The 19,113-nt window shown below is 33.9% G+C and carries 14 protein-coding genes and 1 riboswitch; all 14 genes read left to right on the top strand.

Going from position 1 to position 19,113, the window contains the following annotated elements; translation table 11 throughout:
• The first annotated feature begins 169 nt into the window (after positions 1 to 169).
• The 14 genes from PBV87_RS04810 (at position 170) to helD (ending at position 19,058) form a co-directional block, all read left to right on the top strand.
• A complete protein-coding gene (locus PBV87_RS04810) occupies positions 170 to 460 on the top strand; it encodes a lasso peptide biosynthesis PqqD family chaperone (RefSeq protein ID WP_271011323.1) in 291 nt (96 codons plus the stop codon).
• A gap of 343 nt (positions 461 to 803) precedes the next feature.
• Complete coding sequence (locus PBV87_RS04805) at positions 804 to 1,445, top strand: flavin reductase (protein WP_053984363.1); 642 nt, start codon at positions 804 to 806, stop codon at positions 1,443 to 1,445.
• A gap of 132 nt (positions 1,446 to 1,577) precedes the next feature.
• Positions 1,578 to 2,492, top strand: coding sequence for an alpha/beta hydrolase (locus PBV87_RS04800; RefSeq protein WP_271011322.1), 915 nt, complete (start codon positions 1,578 to 1,580; stop codon positions 2,490 to 2,492).
• Positions 2,493 to 2,548: 56 nt separating this feature from the next.
• Positions 2,549 to 3,793 (top strand): histidine-type phosphatase, encoded by a 1,245-nt coding sequence (locus PBV87_RS04795; RefSeq protein ID WP_271011321.1) that lies wholly within the window; start codon positions 2,549 to 2,551, stop codon positions 3,791 to 3,793.
• Between the two features lie 41 nt (positions 3,794 to 3,834).
• Positions 3,835 to 4,017, top strand: a complete 183-nt coding sequence (locus tag PBV87_RS04790) for a hypothetical protein (RefSeq protein WP_271011320.1) — start codon at positions 3,835 to 3,837, stop codon at positions 4,015 to 4,017.
• A 16-nt stretch (positions 4,018 to 4,033) separates the two neighbouring features.
• On the top strand, positions 4,034 to 4,852 hold the full coding sequence (locus PBV87_RS04785) for an EcsC family protein (protein ID WP_271011319.1): 819 nt from the start codon (positions 4,034 to 4,036) through the stop codon (positions 4,850 to 4,852).
• Positions 4,842 to 5,933: a hypothetical protein gene (locus tag PBV87_RS04780; protein ID WP_271011318.1), complete on the top strand. Its 1,092-nt coding sequence runs from the start codon at positions 4,842 to 4,844 to the stop codon at positions 5,931 to 5,933. Before PBV87_RS04785 ends, PBV87_RS04780 begins: the two co-directional genes overlap by 11 nt.
• 90 nt (positions 5,934 to 6,023) lie before the next feature.
• On the top strand, positions 6,024 to 7,352 hold the full coding sequence (locus PBV87_RS04775) for an aminotransferase class V-fold PLP-dependent enzyme (protein WP_271011317.1): 1,329 nt from the start codon (positions 6,024 to 6,026) through the stop codon (positions 7,350 to 7,352).
• A gap of 240 nt (positions 7,353 to 7,592) precedes the next feature.
• Positions 7,593 to 9,323, top strand: coding sequence for an adenine deaminase (gene ade / locus PBV87_RS04770; protein WP_271011316.1), 1,731 nt, complete (start codon positions 7,593 to 7,595; stop codon positions 9,321 to 9,323).
• Between the two features lie 180 nt (positions 9,324 to 9,503).
• Complete coding sequence (locus tag PBV87_RS04765) at positions 9,504 to 11,246, top strand: hypothetical protein (RefSeq protein ID WP_271011315.1); 1,743 nt, start codon at positions 9,504 to 9,506, stop codon at positions 11,244 to 11,246.
• Positions 11,247 to 11,358: 112 nt separating this feature from the next.
• Positions 11,359 to 11,517, top strand: a riboswitch (M-box (ykoK) riboswitch).
• Between the two features lie 267 nt (positions 11,518 to 11,784).
• Positions 11,785 to 14,490 carry a magnesium-translocating P-type ATPase gene (mgtA, locus tag PBV87_RS04760; RefSeq protein WP_271011314.1) on the top strand — a complete coding sequence of 902 codons (2,706 nt, stop codon included), beginning with the start codon at positions 11,785 to 11,787 and terminating at the stop codon, positions 14,488 to 14,490.
• A 19-nt stretch (positions 14,491 to 14,509) separates the two neighbouring features.
• Positions 14,510 to 15,007 (top strand): winged helix-turn-helix domain-containing protein, encoded by a 498-nt coding sequence (locus tag PBV87_RS04755; RefSeq protein WP_053984353.1) that lies wholly within the window; start codon positions 14,510 to 14,512, stop codon positions 15,005 to 15,007.
• 112 nt (positions 15,008 to 15,119) lie between these two features.
• Positions 15,120 to 16,778 carry a ribonuclease J gene (locus PBV87_RS04750; RefSeq protein ID WP_271011313.1) on the top strand — a complete coding sequence of 553 codons (1,659 nt, stop codon included), beginning with the start codon at positions 15,120 to 15,122 and terminating at the stop codon, positions 16,776 to 16,778.
• 93 nt (positions 16,779 to 16,871) lie between these two features.
• A complete protein-coding gene (gene helD, locus PBV87_RS04745; RefSeq protein WP_271011312.1) occupies positions 16,872 to 19,058 on the top strand; it encodes an RNA polymerase recycling motor HelD in 2,187 nt (728 codons plus the stop codon).
• The last annotated feature ends 55 nt before the right edge of the window (positions 19,059 to 19,113 follow it).

Genomic DNA, 19,113 nt, shown 5'->3' with positions numbered 1-19,113 from the left:
TTATCACTCCTTTATGTATACGATAAGGATTTATATGGAACGATATTAGCAAAAAAGAATATAATAGTAGAAAATAGGTGACGGACAACATATAAAGAAATTGCTAGATTTGCAAATAGGATGGAATCAAATAGAATCAAGTGAATTTACATAAAAGGGGGGAGTAAATATGAAAGAAATAAGGGAGATTACATTAGAGACGACTATTAAGCAAATAGAAGACATAGATACATCTGATATTGATGGTGAAAAAATTATGATGAACTTAGATACAGGCAGCTACTTCATGCTTAATGAAATAGCAACACATATCTGGGATCTTACTGAGCAACCCGTGAGGATTGAAGAAGTTGTAAAATACCTGTTAGGTGAATATGAGATTGATGAAATTACATGTAAAGAACAAGTACTAGGGCTTGTGATAGAACTATATAAACATCAACTTATTACCATTGTATAGTATATTGAAAAGATATAAAGAGGTTGGTAAAAATTGGTTTATTTCTAGAAGACACATAGGAGTATGCAAGGAACTTCATACTATATTTAAAGCCTATTAGGAGGAAGTTTGTATGCCCCACAATCAAGCTCAAACGTATAAAGGTATTTTAAAAGAAAAGTTAGTTAAAGTATTAGAACGTCATCTAGATGAGTTAAAGCATTAATAATCACAGTTCCTTAAAGTTCTTGTATAGAGAGAACTTTAAGGAACTTATTTTTCTATAAGGGATAATAATTATTATTTACTAAATAAACAAAATATGTTATTATAATATTATCATATTAAAGTGGAGGGCATAAGAATGGATCAAACAGCATTATTTACATTAACATATGGTGTATTTATTTTAGGAGCAGAAAATAATGGTGCAAAAAATGCGTGTATCATTAATACTTGTACGCAACTTACAGCAGAGCCAGCACGTGTGAGTGTAACAGTTTTAAAAAGTAATTTAACACATTATATGGTAGATGCATCTAAGAAATTTACAGTATCAGTACTTGGTAAACATGCATCATTAGATACTATTGCACATTTTGGTTTCCAAAGTGGACGTAGTGTTGATAAGTTCCAAGATTTTGAGTACAAAGTAGATACTTTAGGTACTCCTGTTATAGAAAAAGATAGTATTGCTACATTTTCATGTAAAGTTGTAGAGCAAATAGATTTAGGTTCACATACTCTTTTTATTGGAGAAGTTATAGATGCGACTAAGCTTATAAATGGTGAACCAATGACTTATGCCTATTATAGAGATTTAAAAGCAGGTAAAGTACAACCTGTATCATTAGGCGGATCTGTTAAACCTACAAAAGAACAAGTACAATATGAATGTTCAGTTTGTCATTATATTTATGATGGAGAAGTACCTTTTGAGGAATTACCAGATACTTATCTATGTCCAATATGCGGTAAGCCTAAAAGTGTATTTTATGAAGCATAGATTATAAAATTTAAAAGGTTTATTACATGGATTAAAAACCATGTAATAAACCTTTTTTTATGTCAGTTATACAGTATAATAAAAGTTATATATGATAGAAAAAATAAGTGGGTAGATGTAGAAAGAGAGGATATGAGAAGAAATATGGTATTAGGCATAATAGCTATAAGTTGTGTGGCTATAGGAGTAGGGTTAAGTATTGGGCATTTTGCTATTAAAAATATATTTTTTGCAGGGCGTAAAACAGAAGAGGAGGCCTTTAATGAACTTGAACATAGAAAGGTGTACAAGCGTTCAGATTATGAGGCGCTTTCTAAAGAGGAAATAACAATTACGAGTCAAGAAGGTTATAAGTTACAAGGAGAATATATAACTTTTCATCCAGATGCAAAGAAGGTTGTTCTATTGATTCATGGTTATACAGGTAACCATTTGATGAGTTTACAAGTGGCTCAGATTTATGGAGATTATGGTTATAATATTTTAGCCATTGATGCAAGAAGTCATGGTAAGAGTGAGGGTATTTATCCAACTTATGGACTTTGTGAAGTTGAGGATGTAAGGCTTTGGATTAATAAGCTTCGTGAAATAGAAGGAGAAACTGTTCGAATTGGTTTGCATGGACAGTCTATGGGTGCAGCAACAGCCCTGATGTATGCAGGTAGATATAAGGATATAGCTTTTGTTGTAGCGGATTGTCCATATACGAGGGCAATGGAAGTATTGCAATATCAATTTAAGACTTTTGCACATTTGCCGGCTAAGCTTACTTATAAAATTATCAATTTTTGGATTAAATATAGATATAGGCTAAACTTAGATGAAGCTAATCCCCTTGATGAGGTTATACATTATAATGGGCCAGTTGCCTTTATTCATGGTAAAGAAGATGTAACTATTCCATATACAATGAGTGAGAGAATGTATAAAGCTAGAAATAGTATGCAAGATAGGCTATGCCTTATAGAAGGAGCAAAACATGTAGAAGTTTATATGTATGATAAAGTAGCCTATCAAAAGGCTATCCATGAAATCATTAACTCATGAGAAAAGGTGAGCTAGAATATAATTTCCTTAGAAGACCTTTCTAAGGAGATGATAAGATGAGTTTACCGATGGCTAGGTGTTATCTAGGAACAGAAACACCTTATTATTATACCCCTGAAAGTGAGATAGAAGCCCCTAGTGGCTATCACGCTGTATATATTAGTCATTTAAGTCGACATGGATCAAGATATGTGACAAGTTCAAAAGGTGCCCAAGAACTCTACAAAGTGCTCAGTGAAGCTTATAAGCAAAATGAACTTACCCAAGAAGGGAAGCAGCTCAGAAGGCAGATTAGAAGATTTATGGCACTTTCACAAGGTAAGTACGGATTACTAACACCTTTTGGTGTACAGGAACAAAAAGGAATAGCTAAACGTATGTATGCCCATTATCCTACAGTTTTTGGAAAACAGGTGCATGCCGTTTCCACCTATGTAACAAGGGCAAAACAAAGTATGGATGCATTTATAAAAGAACTTAGTCATTATATAGGAAGAAAACCTATTACAACATATGTAAATGGAGAAGTAGATCCACTATTAAGATTTTTTGATCTTAATGAAGCCTATATTCAGTATAAAGAAAAGGGAAAGTGGAAAGCAGAACTTGCTACTTTTACGAAAAGAGAAGATGTCTCTACCCCTTTTATGGCAAAGTTTATTAAGGAAAGTTATGGGCTAACACCTACAAAGGCTCTGGATTTGGCAACAACGTTATATAGTATTTATGCAAATACCTATAATATGCAGGTGGATTTAGGTCTTGGTCAGTATTTTGATGAATGTACACTTAAGTATTATTGGGAAAATGAAAATCTTAAAAATTACTTAGAAAAAGGGCCAAGCAATATGGGGCAAGACTTACCAACAAATATTGCATTTGCACTGTTAAGAGATTTTATTGATAAAAGTGATGCAGCGCTTCAAAGCGGGGATGTCTCTGCAGATTTAAGGTTTGCTCATGCAGAAACTATTATTCCTTTTGCAAGTTTATTAGATTTATTAACATGGGGAAGACAAACGGATCAGCTCAATACAGTGTCTAAGTTTTGGAAAGATGAATGTATTGCGCCCATGGCAGCTAATATTCAGTGGATTTTTTATAAAGGAGAAGAAAATCAGCCGATATTAGTTAAGATGCTTTATAATGAAAAGGCTATTCCGTTCCCCACAGGAAGTAATGAAAGACCTTATTATAGATGGGAAGATGTAAAGGATTTTTATGAGCAAATTTTACAAGGGATTAATATTCCTAATACACCAAGTGTAGTAGAACAAGTCAAATTCTATACCGCTAATTAGATAGTATAAAAAAGAGATAAATACACAAAGAGAGGAATATCATGAAAATAAATAATAAAAAGAAATGTTTATATTGTAATCAACAAATCCAAGGAGAACCATTTAACCACAAAGTTGGATATTTTTGTTCAGAAGAGCATTTTGATGCCTATTGTGAGACGTTAAGTAAAGAGGAACTCGCATTACTCATGCATAGTATATGTCCTTGTAGTGATGAAGGTTAGAAAAGAGGCGTTTTAAGTGGAAAATAACCAAGCAAAGAAATATAAGCTGATTAAGAAACAACTTGATAAAGTAGAAAAAAAGGAAAATAAAGTTCTTAGTAAGAAAGAGATAAAGTTTATTAAAAATAAAGTTTCACCTATTCAAGAGAAGATAGAAAGTAAGATTCCAGCTAAACTTCAGCAAACGTTAGAAAAAGCGTTTGAGACAGGTTTTAAAGTAGTATTTGAAAAAGGCGTTGGCTTAATAGAGAAGACTTATAAAAAGGAATCTAAGCTTCAGGACTTCGATGTAAAGCATTATATGATTATGAATCAAATGAATCATAAAAATATTAATGAGCTTGATAAAGGCGCAGCAAAAACAGTACGAGGTAATCAATTTATTTCTACAGTTGAAGGGAGTCTATTAGGTGCATTAGGAATAGGTATCCCAGATATACCTATTCTTATAGGAATGATCTTAAAGAGTATTTATGAGATTAGTTTATCTTATGGATTTGATTATACAACAGATAGAGAGAAACTTTATATTCTTTATATGATTTGTGCAGGCGTTACTAAGGAAGATGTTCAAGAGGACTACAATAGAAAGTTAGAGCGTATTGCAGTAGGCAATAGAATGGCAGATACACTTCCTTATAGCATAGATAATGCGATTAAGGAAACCTCGACTCGCCTGGCAGAAGCTATGTTGATAGCAAAATTTATTCAAGGTATTCCTATTGTTGGCGTAGTAGGTGGTGTAAGCAACTTTAATATTATTAAAGACATCACAAAAATGGCACGTATTAAATATAAGAAACGTTATTTAGAGGGACTTTTACATGAAAAATAAGAAAGAGACAAAGTGGCATTATCAAGTCACATGGAAAGTTGAAGAAGAGATACAAGACAGAGCACAAGAAAAAATTAAGCAACTTATAGAAGAATGGTGTAAGGAACAAGGGGCCCAGTTCATAGACATATTTTTTGAACCAGATGCTTTTAAGCTAGATATCCAGCTAGAGAATAATATCAATGTCTATAAGGCGACTAAATCCTTGAATAAAGGTTTAGGAAAGGTGATTTCAGGTGTAGAACTTTACTTAGTAGTAACTCAAGCGGAAAGACTAGAGGGGCATAGCATTACTCAGGAAATAAGAGTAGAAAAAGTTATAGAGAGTTTATGGTCAGCAGAATATTATGATTTAGATGAACGAGCAGCAGACGATCTAGAAGCATTTAAAGATTATCTAAATAGTAGGCAACTTGCAACAATAGATGTAGATGATCAACTTTATATAGTAGATATAGAAGCGATTGGGGCTCTTATTAATCTTAATTGTTTTGAATGTACCAAACTTTATCAATATGGCTGCTGCTGTGGAAGTCCTTGTGATATGAGCAGAAAGAATCAAAGATATTTAGATAAGCATCTTAGTAACCTAGCAGAAGAAATGCGTAGACTCAATGAGAAAGATTATGATGAGGTTATGGAAAAAGGGGGATTTATCTCTTTTGATGGTTCTATTAAAGAATGTAATGGCCGTTGTAGTTTACTTGTATTTCATGAAGGGGTCTATAAATGTATGGCACATAAATATGCCTTAGATCATGAAATTCCAATCTATGAACTGTGTCCGCTCTCATGTTTGATGTATCCGCTAGAAATTATTGAGCTTATTACAGATAAAAAGAAGAAAGTATTATTTTTTACATCAGTAGTAGAAGAAGATTTTGCAAAAATATATGGACGATGGGGAAGCTATGGTTCTTTGCAAATAGATCATAGATGTGTAAAACCAGATGAACATAATGAAATTTTTAAGAAAGAGGATTATAAGCCTGTTTATAAGGTTAATCAAAACCTCTTAATACATGAGTTTGGCGAAGGTATTTATAAAGGTATGGAACAATTATTTAATAAGACCACTTAAATCTAAGTGGTCTTTTAGTTTTTCTAAAGTTACATCTTCTTCTGCAAAGCCGAATATACTTTAAGTGAACAACATATAGGAGCTGATCACATGCAACGTGCAGAAGGGTATAAGGAATTATTTCAAGGTATAGATGTACCTGTTAAATTAGCAGATGGATCATTTAAGGTGCCTATTAATTTTGATAATGGTGCAACAACACCACCATTTAAATATGTTTGTGAAACAATAGAAGAAAAAATAGGTATGTACGGTGCGGTTCACAGAGCAGGGCAAAAATCTATTTATAGTACAGAGTCTTATGAAGAGAGTAAGCAAAAGGTATTAAATTTCTTTGGTTTAAAACCTGAAGATGGTTATTGCGTAATTTATACAAAGAATACGACAGAAGGCCTAAACTTATTAGCTCATGAGTTATGTCAAAAAGAAGGTACCAAAGTACTCTCTACAAGAATGGAGCACCATGCCAACGATTTACCATGGAGGAAAATGGCGAAGGTATTCTACATAGAAGTAGATGAAAATGGACTATTAAGATTAGATGAATTAGAAGAGAAATTAAAAAATGCAGCTGGAAGTATTCAATATGTTACTCTAACAGGGGCTTCTAATGTAACAGGGTATATTAATCCTATTCATGCAGTCGCTCAAATTGTACATCAATATGGTGCAAAGTTGATTGTAGATGCTGCTCAATTAGTAGCCCACTATCCAATCAAAATAAAGGGGACTAGAGCAGATGAAAATATAGATTTTCTCGTCTTTTCTGCCCATAAGATCTATGCGCCTTTTGGAGTAGGGGTCGTAATAGCGAAAAAGGAGTATATTAATGAAAGTTGGCCTTATGTACAAGGAGGAGGAGCTGTAGCAGCAGTATTTGATGATGATGTATACTTTAAGGATTCTCCTGATAAGGAGGAAGCGGGTACACCTAATTATTTAGGAGTAATAGCCTTGTCAGCTGCACTTGATATGATGACCAGTGTAGGTATGAATCAAATTGTAAGGCATGAACAAAAGCTTAAAAATAGAATGTTAGCAGGATTAAGAGGTATACCTAAGGTTACGTTATACGGTGATCCTTTGTATAAAGCTAGATTAGGTGTGATAAGTTTTAATATAGAAGGCATGCATCATTCACTAGTCAACCAACTCTTAGCGGAAAGAGGAGGTATTGCTGTGAGAAATGGATGTTTTTGTGCACAGCCTTATGTGGCAAGATTATTAGGCGTTTCAGATAGGGAAAGATATGAAATGATGCAACAGTCTCAAAGGCCAGAACCTGGCATGGTAAGAGCAAGTTTAGGACTTTATAATACAGAAGATGAGATAGATGATTTTCTTGAGATGATACAAGAAATTTGTGGATTGAAAGATTCAGAGCTCAAGAGAGCAATACGTTATAGGCTGAAGTTTTAAAATGAGAGGATAGGGAAGTACGCTATATGTACTTCTCTATTAATATATAGATTGAATGAAGGCGTGACTGGACGAGATAAAAGATGTATCGAACATTTTTTTGTTGTGAAATAAAAATGTTCATATTTTTAATGAAAAACTCTATTTTTTTGCTTTAAAGTATGCTAATATGAGTGCAATATAGTATTTTGGACTTCATTTAACTAGAATTTGACGGACCCAAAAAAAGGAGGACAAGTAATGGAAAAGCAACAACTTAAAAAATTAATAGATGTAGCAGCAGGTAGAGTACCAGCTGACATTGTTATCAAGAATGCTAAAGTGGTAGATGTATATAATGGACGTATTGTAGAAGGTGACATTGCAATCTGTGATGAACTTATTGCAGGTGTAGGTACATATGAAGGTATACGTGTGATAGATGCTCAAGGGCAATATGCAACACCAGGTTATATTGATAGTCATATACATATTGAATCTTCTTATGTAAGTCCAGAAGAACTTGGCAGATTAGTTGTGCCTCATGGTACAACAACGATCATTGCAGACCCACATGAAATTGCTAATGTATGTGGACTTCGTGGTGTAGATTACATGATAGAAGCTTCTAAAGGTACAGCGCTTGATATTCAGATGATGCTTCCATCTTGTGTACCTGCTACACCATTTGAGCATGCAGGAGCAGTGATTGATGCAGAAGCTATGAAAGCACCTATTGAAAACGGAAGCGTGTTAGGGCTTGGGGAGTTTATGAATTTCCCTGGTGTTATTGGCGGTCATGATGATGTGCTTGATAAAATTATGGTAGCTAAAGAACATGGTAAAGTTATCGATGGTCATAGCCCAGGTGTATTTGGAAATGCACTTAATGCCTATGCAGCAGCACGTATTCGTACAGATCATGAGTGTGACACCATTGAAGAGATGCATGATCGTATTGCAAGAGGTATATATGTACTTCTTCGCCAAGGCTCTGCATGTCATAACCTGAAAAAATTACTTCCAGGGCTTACAATGCAAAACAGTAGACGCTGTCTTCTATGTGCTGATGACTGCCAGCCAAAAACCATTTTAAGTGTTGGACATTTAGACAATCATTTACGTATGTGTATAGAAGAAGGTATAGATCCAATTATAGCCCTACAAATGGCAAGTTTAAATGCAGCAGAATGCTTTGGTCTTTCTGACCGTGGTGCTATTGCTCCAGGACTTCGTGCTGATATTGTTCTCATAGATAACTTAACAGCATTTAATGCACAACGTGTATTTATTGCAGGCCAAGAAGTGGCAACACAAGGTGAGTATATGCTACCTATTGAACGCCATGATATTCATGCGACTAAAGGGAGCTTCCATGTAAAGGACTTCTCTGTAGATAAATTACGTCTAACTATTAATTCAGAACAAGCACATATCATCAATATTCTTCCAGGTGGTGTAGTCACAAGTAAAGAAGTTGCTTCAATTAAACGTAATGAGAATAATGAATTTGTATATGATCCAGAAGTAGATATTGTAAAGGTAGCAGTTGTAGAGCGTCATCAAGATACAGGTAATGTAGCGGTAGCACTTCTTAAAGGATATGGACTTAAGCAAGGTGCAGTGGCTTTGTCAGTGGCTCATGATTCTCATAACATTATTGTTGTAGGTGTAGATGATCAGGATATGGCTTATGCAGTTGAAGAGCTTATTAAACAAGATGGTGGTATTATTCTTGTTAATAAGGGGCAAGTGATTGAAAGTATGCCGATGCCAATAGGTGGACTTATGAGTGATAGAAGTGGTGAGTGGGTAGATGAAAAACTTAGAAGTATTCATCAAACAGCTCATGAAGTACTTCATATTAGTGAACATGTGGAACCTGTTATGACACTTTGTTTTATGTCACTTGCGGTTATTCCAGAGATTAAGTTAACAGATATGGGATTATTTGATGTAACACAATTTGCTTTTATTCCTATTGAAGCTTAAATCTGTACATTTAAATAGAGTTGTGAGCATTTATAAAAATATAAATGCTCACTTTTTTTATATAATACATATAAAAAGACCTAAATATGAGAAGTTGAGTAGCTATAAAAGTTAAAAAATGATAAAATTTTAATTATCCTTCAAATAACAAGGAATAGTATGTAAAAGGAGAATGGGATTTTGGCAAACTTATTTGACGGCATAAAAAAGGTTTCAGAAGAAGAGCTAAGAGAACAAATTGCACTTTTAGAAACTTTTACAATGACCAACATATCTAAACAAACAGGACAAAAAGTCGCAAAAAAATTAGTACAAGCAACAAATTTAGTAACAGGACTTATGAAAAAGACGCCTTTACAAGCACCTGAGGTGCTCTCAATAGATCAGCTTCTAGAAAAGAGTAAGCTTAATTGGCAAATGTTAGGACGCGAAGAATTAGAAATTCATCTTAAGAACATTTTAAAAGAAAAATGCAATGCACTAAGAGGAGGAAGTATAGAGGCAGAGGATTCAGATGATGCCCTTTCTGTTTTTATCATTGATCAAGTTGCAGAACATTATGAGCTCAAAGAAGAATTATTGCCTTCACAAAAAGCAGATTTAATTACAAAGTGCTATGCAGAAGAAAAGAAAGCATTACAAAGAGAATTAAGAAAGCAAGTTGAAAAGCAGCAAATAGAAGCTGAAGGTGAAATAACAGATGAAACTGAAAAAGTAGAAGCTGTACTAGAAGAAGCTTTAGTAGAAAGTATGAACGAAATAAGTATCAAAGAAGAGATACAAGAATCAACGATAGGTGAGATTCAAGATGCTCAAGTTTTTGAACTAGATGATGATATGGAGTTAGAAGCTAGTAATGTTATAGAAAACACAGAAAAAGAAGAGTGTGAAGAGGAGGAAGAAAATAAGCAAGTTAAACAACCTCTTGATGCCAAGACTGTACTAGAGCTTCAAATGCCATTAGGTAAAAATAAATTGATCCGTGAACTCTTTGCTCAATTAATCGTACTTTGTGTAGAAGCTATGGGTGGACAAATGGAATGTAAGGAAGAAATATTACCAAGTTGGCTACCAAATGATGAGAGAATAAAATTAGATAAGGCTTATCAAGACTTGATGCAGCAACATGCTAAAAATGAAGAGAACTATGAAGCAGTTGTACAGAAGTTATTAGAAAATGATAGGTATATTACATCTAAGAATAAATTGATTGAGTATGAAGAAGGAAGCCAAGCAGAAACAAAAGAACGTATTAAGAAGCTTGTAGAAGAAAAAGAATCTCTACTTAATAAGTTTGCAGAACAAGAACAAATATTATCAAGTGCTACAGAAGAGAATATTTTAGAGCATATTCAGCAAGTTGAGATGGAAGAGCAACGTATGACAAAAGAAGTACGTATGAAAGATGCTCAAATTAGTACCTATGAAGGTATGCTTACTATGAGTAAAGAAGAGATAAAAAGTGCAAGAGCTTATATTGATATCTTTAATAGAAAACATGAAGAGATTACTAAAGAAGTTCAAGAAGCACTGAAGAAGAAAGAAGCAACCACTGAACAGATACAAAATGAAAAAGAAGAAAGGCAAAAATCGCTTGAAGAGAAGTGGCAAACAACATATAGTGATTTTAAATTCGAACAAGAGTGTTTAAAATCAATTTATAAAACATTTGCGCTGTATGAAATTGTAGATGTTGAAAGAGCTTTAATGGAATTACATAATGTACAAGATGTAAAGGCCCTTAGTTGGGGAGAGCTTGATAAGAAAGATTATGAAGCTTTTAAATTGACTTCAGATGGGCGTACATTAAATCATTTAGTCTTTAGTTTGAGCAATGATAGTGTAAGCATTATTATTTATGAAACATTAGAAGAAGAAGCGCATAGAATAAATGTAATCAAGATTATTAAGTATAGTGAATAGACTCAAGACTATAAATGTTAAAGTACTAAAAATTAAAAAGTAAGAAAAAAGTAAGAAAAAGGTTCTGGTAAAATCAGATTTTTTTGATATAATTAGAAATGTAATCACAACAAAATAACTTCGGTAGGTGAGGCTACCGTAGGGATATGGATTGTTACCGCAAAATAGTGGAGACACTATGAGTTGGTCAGCAGGGGATGTCGAAACCAAGGCATAACCTAACACAATTTCACCGCCCTACGATGCTAAAGCTTGAACGATGAATTAGATTAGGCCGATAGGCCCCTTGTCATTGTTATGCTTTGGCAAGGGGTTTTTTGTATTGTTAATTTAAAGGAGGTGAGAAGAATGGACGCAAGTAGTAGTAACGGCACGGGACCTGATAAGCAGTATAAAAGTGAAAAAAGTGAGGAGATGCCGTATGAACATTCTTCTCACCGCAAACGGACAACTAAATAGATGCTTTCTAGAGTAGGTTAGATAGACAGGTTTCGTGTCAATCCAATTTTGTTATTAAGAATAAATGGAGGGATTAGACATGAAAAAGAATATTTTTAAAAACCAAGCAGAAAGAATGAGAAGACAACAAGAAGCACGTGAAGCCGTGATTAATAAATGGCTTGTAAATATAGCTACTAAGCACAAAGCATTTGTACTTGAAAATATGGGGACTTCATTAGAGGGATTAGAAATTAAACAAGTAGAAAAAGCAAGAGAAGAATGTGGATTTAATAGTATTACCCATGAGAAAAAGGATTCTGCATTAAAACGCTTTATTAGTGCATTTATTAATCCTTTTACAGTGGTACTTTTTATATTAGCAACAATTTCATTATTTACAGATGTGATTCTTAGTGGAAGTGGAGAAGCAGACTTTACAACGGTCGGTATTGTGTTAACCATGGTGGCTGTAAGTGGAATATTAAAGTTTGTACAAGAGACTAAATCCAGTCATGCAGCAGAAAAACTAAGTGCGATGGTTAAGACTACAACTTGTGTACAACGCAAGGAAATAGGAAGGGTAGAAATTCCGCTAGAAGAAGTTGTAAATGGAGATATTATATGCTTATCAGCAGGTGATATGGTACCAGCTGATCTTAGAATAATAGAAGCAAAAGATCTATTTATAAGTGAATCAGCGTTAACAGGAGAAAGTGAACCAGTAGAAAAAGTTGTTGAACTAAAAAAGGGCAGAGTTTATCAAACTGCTATAGAATGTGATAACTTAGCTTTTATGGGAACCAATGTAATTAGTGGGACAGCATTAGGGGTTGTAGTGGCCGTTGGAGATGAAACTTTATTTGGTAATTTATCTCAGACTATTGTGGCTACCCAAGTGGCTTCAGGATTTGAAAAAGGTGTGAATTCAGTTTCATGGTTACTCATTAGATTTATGGCAGTTATGGCACCTATTGTATTTTTTATTAATGGTTTTACAAAAGGAGATTGGGTAGAAGCATTACTTTTTGCACTTTCAGTAGCTGTAGGTTTAACACCAGAAATGTTACCGATGATTGTAACTACAAGCTTAGCTAAGGGTTCTGCTAGGATGAGCAAGAAAAAAACTATTGTTAAAAACTTAAACTCTATCCAAAACTTTGGAGCAATGGATGTATTATGTACAGATAAAACTGGGACTTTGACACAGGATAAAGTTATTTTAGAGTACCATTTAGATATTCATGGGGAAGAAGATGAGCGTGTTCTACGCCATGGATTTATGAATTCTTATTATCAAACAGGACTTAAGAATTTAATGGACCTTGCTATTATTGAATATACCAAGGATATGGGAAAAGATGAGGTTTTTGCTAGTTATAAAAAAGTAGACGAAATACCTTTTGACTTTGAAAGACGTTGTATGAGTGTTGTACTTGAAGATGAATTTGGTAAGACACAAATGGTAACAAAAGGTGCAGTAGAAGAAATGCTTAATCGCTGCCGTTTTGCAGAGTATAAAGGAGAAGTAACTGTTTTAACAGAATCTATTAAGAAAGAAATTCTTGAAACAGTAGCACAGCTCAACGACCAAGGCATGCGTGTTATAGCTGTTGCACAAAAGACAAATCCATCAGCTGAAGGCGTATTTTCTACTAAAGATGAAAAAGATATGGTACTTATGGGATATTTAGCTTTCTTAGATCCACCTAAAGCAAGTACAGCTAAGGCAATAGCATCTCTAAAAGAATATGGTGTAGAGGTGAAAGTGCTAACAGGTGATAATGAACGCGTAACAAGATCTGTATGTAAACAAGTGGGACTAAGTGTTGAAAAGCTTCTGCTAGGTAGTGAAATTGAGCATATGAATGATGAAGAATTAACACGAGAAGTAGAAAAGTGTAATATTTTTGCAAAGCTTTCACCACAACAAAAATCAAGACTTGTAAGAGTACTAAGAGCAAATGGGCATACAGTAGGCTTCATGGGAGATGGCATCAACGATGCGGCAGCTATGAAAGAAGCTGATGTAGGTATTTCAGTAGATACAGCAGTAGACATTGCAAAAGAATCAGCAGATATTATTTTACTTGAAAAAGACTTAAATGTTTTAGAAGAAGGCGTTATAGAAGGAAGAAAAACCTTTGGCAATATGATTAAATATATTAAAATGACAGCAAGTTCTAACTTCGGAAATATGTTTTCTGTATTAGTTGCAAGTGCCTTTTTACCTTTTTTACCTATGCTTGCGATACAACTTATTGTGTTGAATCTTATTTATGATATTTCTTGTATTTCTATTCCATGGGATCATATGGATGAGGAGTTTTTAAAGAAGCCTCGTAAATGGGATGCATCATCTATCGGAAGTTTTATGGCATGGATTGGGCCTACAAGTTCAGTATTTGATATTATTACTTATATACTCATGTACTTTATTATTTGCCCAATGGTGTGTGGTGGATATTATCATGAGCCAGGTGTAGACAAAGTGTTATTTATGGCACTCTTTAATGCAGGATGGTTTGTAGAATCTCTATGGTCACAAACTTTAGTTATTCATATGATTCGTACACCAAAAATTCCATTTATTCAAAGTAGAGCTTCCTTACCTGTTACACTAGTTACAACACTTGCAATTGGTATTGGAACGATTATTCCATACACAAGCTTTGGTGAAGCTATAGGTATGTATCCAATACCACCCATTTACTTTGCTTGGTTAGTGGGCATTATATTATGTTATATGATACTTGTTACAGTCTTAAAGAAAATTTATGTCAAAAAATACGGCGAATTACTTTAAGAGAAATGAGGTAAGTCATATGAATAAAAAAGCATTGGCAATAGGGATTGAAGCTAAAGTGTGTGAATGGATCTATACTCAGCTTGAAGAAAAAGCTAGGAGTAATAGGGAATTTGAAGATTTGTTAGAAGGATTAAAAGGATTAAAAGATAAAGAATATGGTTGTTTGATTTTAAATAGAAAAGAGAGTGAAGAAATGACACTAGTGGAGTCAGAGCAGATAAGAAGCGGTAAGTTAGCTATAGATATGGTTAATAGAAGTGTCTGCTATGATAACAAAGTGATTCAACTTACTCCAAAAGAATTTGATATTTTATATTTATTAGCCAATAATAAAGGAAAAGTATATACGAAAGAACAGATTTATAATGGCGTGTGGAAAGATAATTATACTTATGATGATAACAATATTATGGCTCATATAAGAAAGCTACGAAAGAAGATAGAACCAAATCCAGCGAAACCTATATTTATTATAACGATGTGGGGTGTTGGATATAAGTTTGGTGGTGAGTAAGCATGTGAAAAAGTCCTACCTTTAGAATTAAATCTAAAGGTAGGACTTTTTGCATACACTTTTACATGTAGGAAAAACTAAATTAAAAAGTTTAAAAAAGGAGCGGTATTTTATGAGTGATACAGTAAAGGTTATTCCGTTAGGTGGTCTGGGAAGTATTGGGAAAAATATTACTGCAATCCAATATAAAAGTGAAATCATCGTGATTGACTGTGGTATGGGATTCCCAGATGAACAAATGTATGGTGTAGATCTTATTATTCCAGATATTACCTACTTATTAGCCCATAAAGATCAAGTAAAGGGGATATTTTTTACCCATGGGCATGAAGATCATATTGGAGCAGTACCTTATATTTTACAACAGATTAATATTCCTTTATATGGAACAAGACTAACTCTAGGCATTATTGAAAATAAATTACAAGAACATGGTTTAGCTAAAGACTGTAAAATGCATAGCGTAGAGCCAGGAGATTGTATTCAATTAGAGCAGATGAAAATTGAATTTATAAGAAGTACACATAGTATAGCAGGTGCTTGCTGTATAGCTGTTCATACGCCAGAAGGTATTATTTTTCATACAGGGGATTTTAAAGTAGACTATACCCCCATTGATGGGCAAACAATGGATCTAGAACGAATAGGAGAGCTTGGCAAACAAGGAATACTTCTTCTGTTAGCAGACAGTACCAATGTAGAGCGTAAAGGGCACTCACCTTCTGAACAAACTATAGGTAAAACATTAAGAAGACTGTTTGAAGGGGTCAAAGGGCGTGTTATCGTTGCAACCTTTGCTTCAAATATTCATAGAATCCAACAGATTATAGATGCTTCTATAAAGCATAACCGCAAAGTAGCTTTCAGTGGAAGAAGTATGGAAAATATTACAAAGGTAGCTAAAACATTAGGTTATTTAGACATACCTGAGAATATGCTCATACCTCTTGAAGAAATTCATAATTATTCCAATGATAAGATTACCATTATTACGACAGGAAGCCAAGGAGAGCCTATGGCAGCTTTAGCAAGAATAGCTTTTGGACATCACCGTGTCATTAAAATACAACCTAATGATTTATTTATTATTTCTGCTTCACCTATACCAGGCAATGATAAATTAGTATCTAAAGTTATTAATGAACTTTATAAAAAGGGTGCTGAAGTTATTTATAAAGATATAGAAGATGTACATGTATCGGGGCATGCATATAAGGAAGAATTAAAACTCATTCATTCTTTAACTCATCCTAAGTTTTTTATGCCTGCACATGGAGAATATAGACATTTAAAACATCATAGTGATTTAGCAAAAGAGATGGGAATGAAGCAAGAAAACATCTTTATTTTACAAGATGGTGATGTTCTGGAGTTAGATCATGAAAAGGCTGCTATTACAGGGCGAGTACGTGCAGGTAATATATTAGTGGATGGTATTGGAGTAGGTGATGTAGGCAATATTGTTCTTCGTGATCGTAAGCATCTAGCAGAAGAAGGAATGCTGATTGTAGTAGCAGCTATAGATTTAGAGACCTATTCTATTATGGGGGGTCCAGATGTCATTACACGTGGATTTGTCTATGCAAAAGATGCAGAAGAACTTATTAATCAAGTTAAAGCAGTAGCAACAAAAGAATTAGAAATGTGCTTAGCTTATCAAATGGTAGAATGGTATATCTTAAAAGCCAACATTAAAAAAGTAGTAGAGCAATTACTCTATGAAAAAACAAAGAGAAGACCAACTATATTGTCTATTATTATGGAGGTGTGAACAAAGGGGGGATTTCTACTTGTTAAATAAATCAAAATAGCATAATATAAAGGTTTGGAACAAGTAGAAGAGGAAGTTGAGGATAAGTAATCTATGTTAGATTCAATTATATTAGAACAAGAAAAAGCTTATTTAAAGCAAACTATAGATTTTTTAAAGCAAGAAATTCATAAAGGTCTTGAAGGAGTAGATAAACAAAAAGCGACCCTCCTTGGCATACGTAAGGAAATGTGGGAAGAAGGTATGCATGCAATTGATGAGTTTGATCAAGCCATTGATATGAGCCAGTACGTCAATATGGAAGCCATCGAAACTTCTCAGTACAAACATCAATTAGAAAAGGTTATGAATTATCAAAAGATGTTACCAGCACCTTATTTTGGACGTTTTGATTTTAAAGAAGACGGTGAGAGTGAAGAAAAAGTTTATATTGGTTATCACAATGCTATGAATGATGATACCTATGAGGTTTTAGTTTATGATTGGCGTACACCTATTGCTGGACTATTTTATAATCATGAAGTAGGACCAGCAAGCTATGTAGCACCATGTGGAGAAATAGAAGGAGAAATGCTTCTTAAGAGACAATATGAAGTGGAGAAGGGGAAGCTGAAGTTTTTCTTTGATTCAAGTATTGCTATTACGGATGATATGCTTAAACAAACACTAGGTCAAAACACTTCCAGACAAATGAGGAATATAGTTGAAACCATTCAAAAGGAACAAAATCGTATTATTCGTGATGAAGAAAATGATGTGCTTATTGTACAAGGGGCAGCAGGTAGTGGTAAGACATCCATAGCTTTACATCGCATTGCCTTTCTTCTTTACAATCAAAGAGAAAAAGGACTAACCAATAAAGATGTAATGATTTTATCACCGAATAGTCTATTTGGTGATTATATAGCGGAAGTACTACCAGAGCTTGGCGAACAAAATGTAGAGTGTGCAACATTAGAGGATTTATTTGAAGCTTATTTTGGTAATTACTTAAGAATGGGCAAAAAGCATAGTCAGCTAGAAGCTATTATTAGTAGCAAAAATCGTGATAGAATTCGTGCATCTATTGCTTTTAAAGGTTCAGAAGCATTTATGACCATGCTTGAACGTTATATTGAATGGATTGAAAAAGAAGGCATTATTTTTAAAGATGTCTACTACCGTGAAGAAAAAATTATGGGTGCGAAAGAGCTTAAAACACAGTTTTTAGATAACCAAATAAACATGTCTATTATTAAGCGTTTGAAACGTATTGAGAAAATTCTCTTAGAACGTATTAAACCTTTAGAAAAAGCCTATTACAAAGAGCTAGTAGATAAACTTGAGAATGATTCCAAATTTGCCCATGATGAACAAGAAGAAGCAAGACGCCTTGTGCAAGAAGAGTATGATTGTTTTATGAGTACGATTACTCGTTTTACTAGAGTTAATGTACTTAAGGTTTATGAAAGATTGATGAGAAAGCAAAAACTCTTTAATCAATTTGCAGAAGGAATAGTATTACCAGAAGGTATCGAGGGAATGATGAAGCACACTGCAAAATGTCTAGAACAAAAGCAAGTTGCTTATGAAGATGGTGCAGTACTGCTTTACTTGAAACTTAGATTAGAAGGGGAGAGCTTATATGCCTCAATCAAGCAAGTTTTAATTGATGAAGCCCAAGATTACTATCCAATTCATTACAAAATCTTTAAGATGATTTTTAGAAATGGTCAGTATACCATTTTAGGGGACTACTGCCAGGCTATTGAAAAACCTATTCAAGCTTCTATTTATGATGGGATTATGGAAATCCTAAAACCAAGAAAAGGTTTACAAATTGATTTATTAAAGAGTTACCGTTCAACTTATGAGATTTGTGAATTTGCAGGTAAGTTAAGAGGAAGCACACAACAAGTGATTCCATTTGAAAGACATGGAGAAGCGCCAAGGCTAATAGAAGCATCAAGTGAACAGGCCTTAATAAGTGATATGAAACAAACTTTAGCATGTTACTTTGAAGAAGGTTATAAGCATATTGCGATCTTATGTAAGACGAGAAAAGAAGCGCATTATTTACAAGAGATTTTTAAAGATGAGGAAAATAAAAATGGAAAACTTATTATTAGCCCAATCTTTGAAGCTAAAGGTCTTGAATATGATGCAGTCATGGTTTATCAAAGCAATAAAGATCACTACTGCAATAACTTTGATAAGCAATTATTGTATATTGCAGCAACACGAGCTCTTCATAGATTAAGCTTTTATTACACAGGAGAAGTAAGTTCTTATCTTATTTAATAGATTAATGATAAAAAGAGTAAAAATGCCGCTAGGACTAGTACGTATGACTTTC

This window comes from Holtiella tumoricola, assembly GCF_027857615.1.
Taxonomy (GTDB): domain Bacteria; phylum Bacillota; class Clostridia; order Lachnospirales; family Cellulosilyticaceae; genus Holtiella; species Holtiella tumoricola.
The sequence above is the reverse complement of the archived record's forward strand: the minus strand, read 5'-3'. Positions and strand labels throughout refer to the sequence as shown.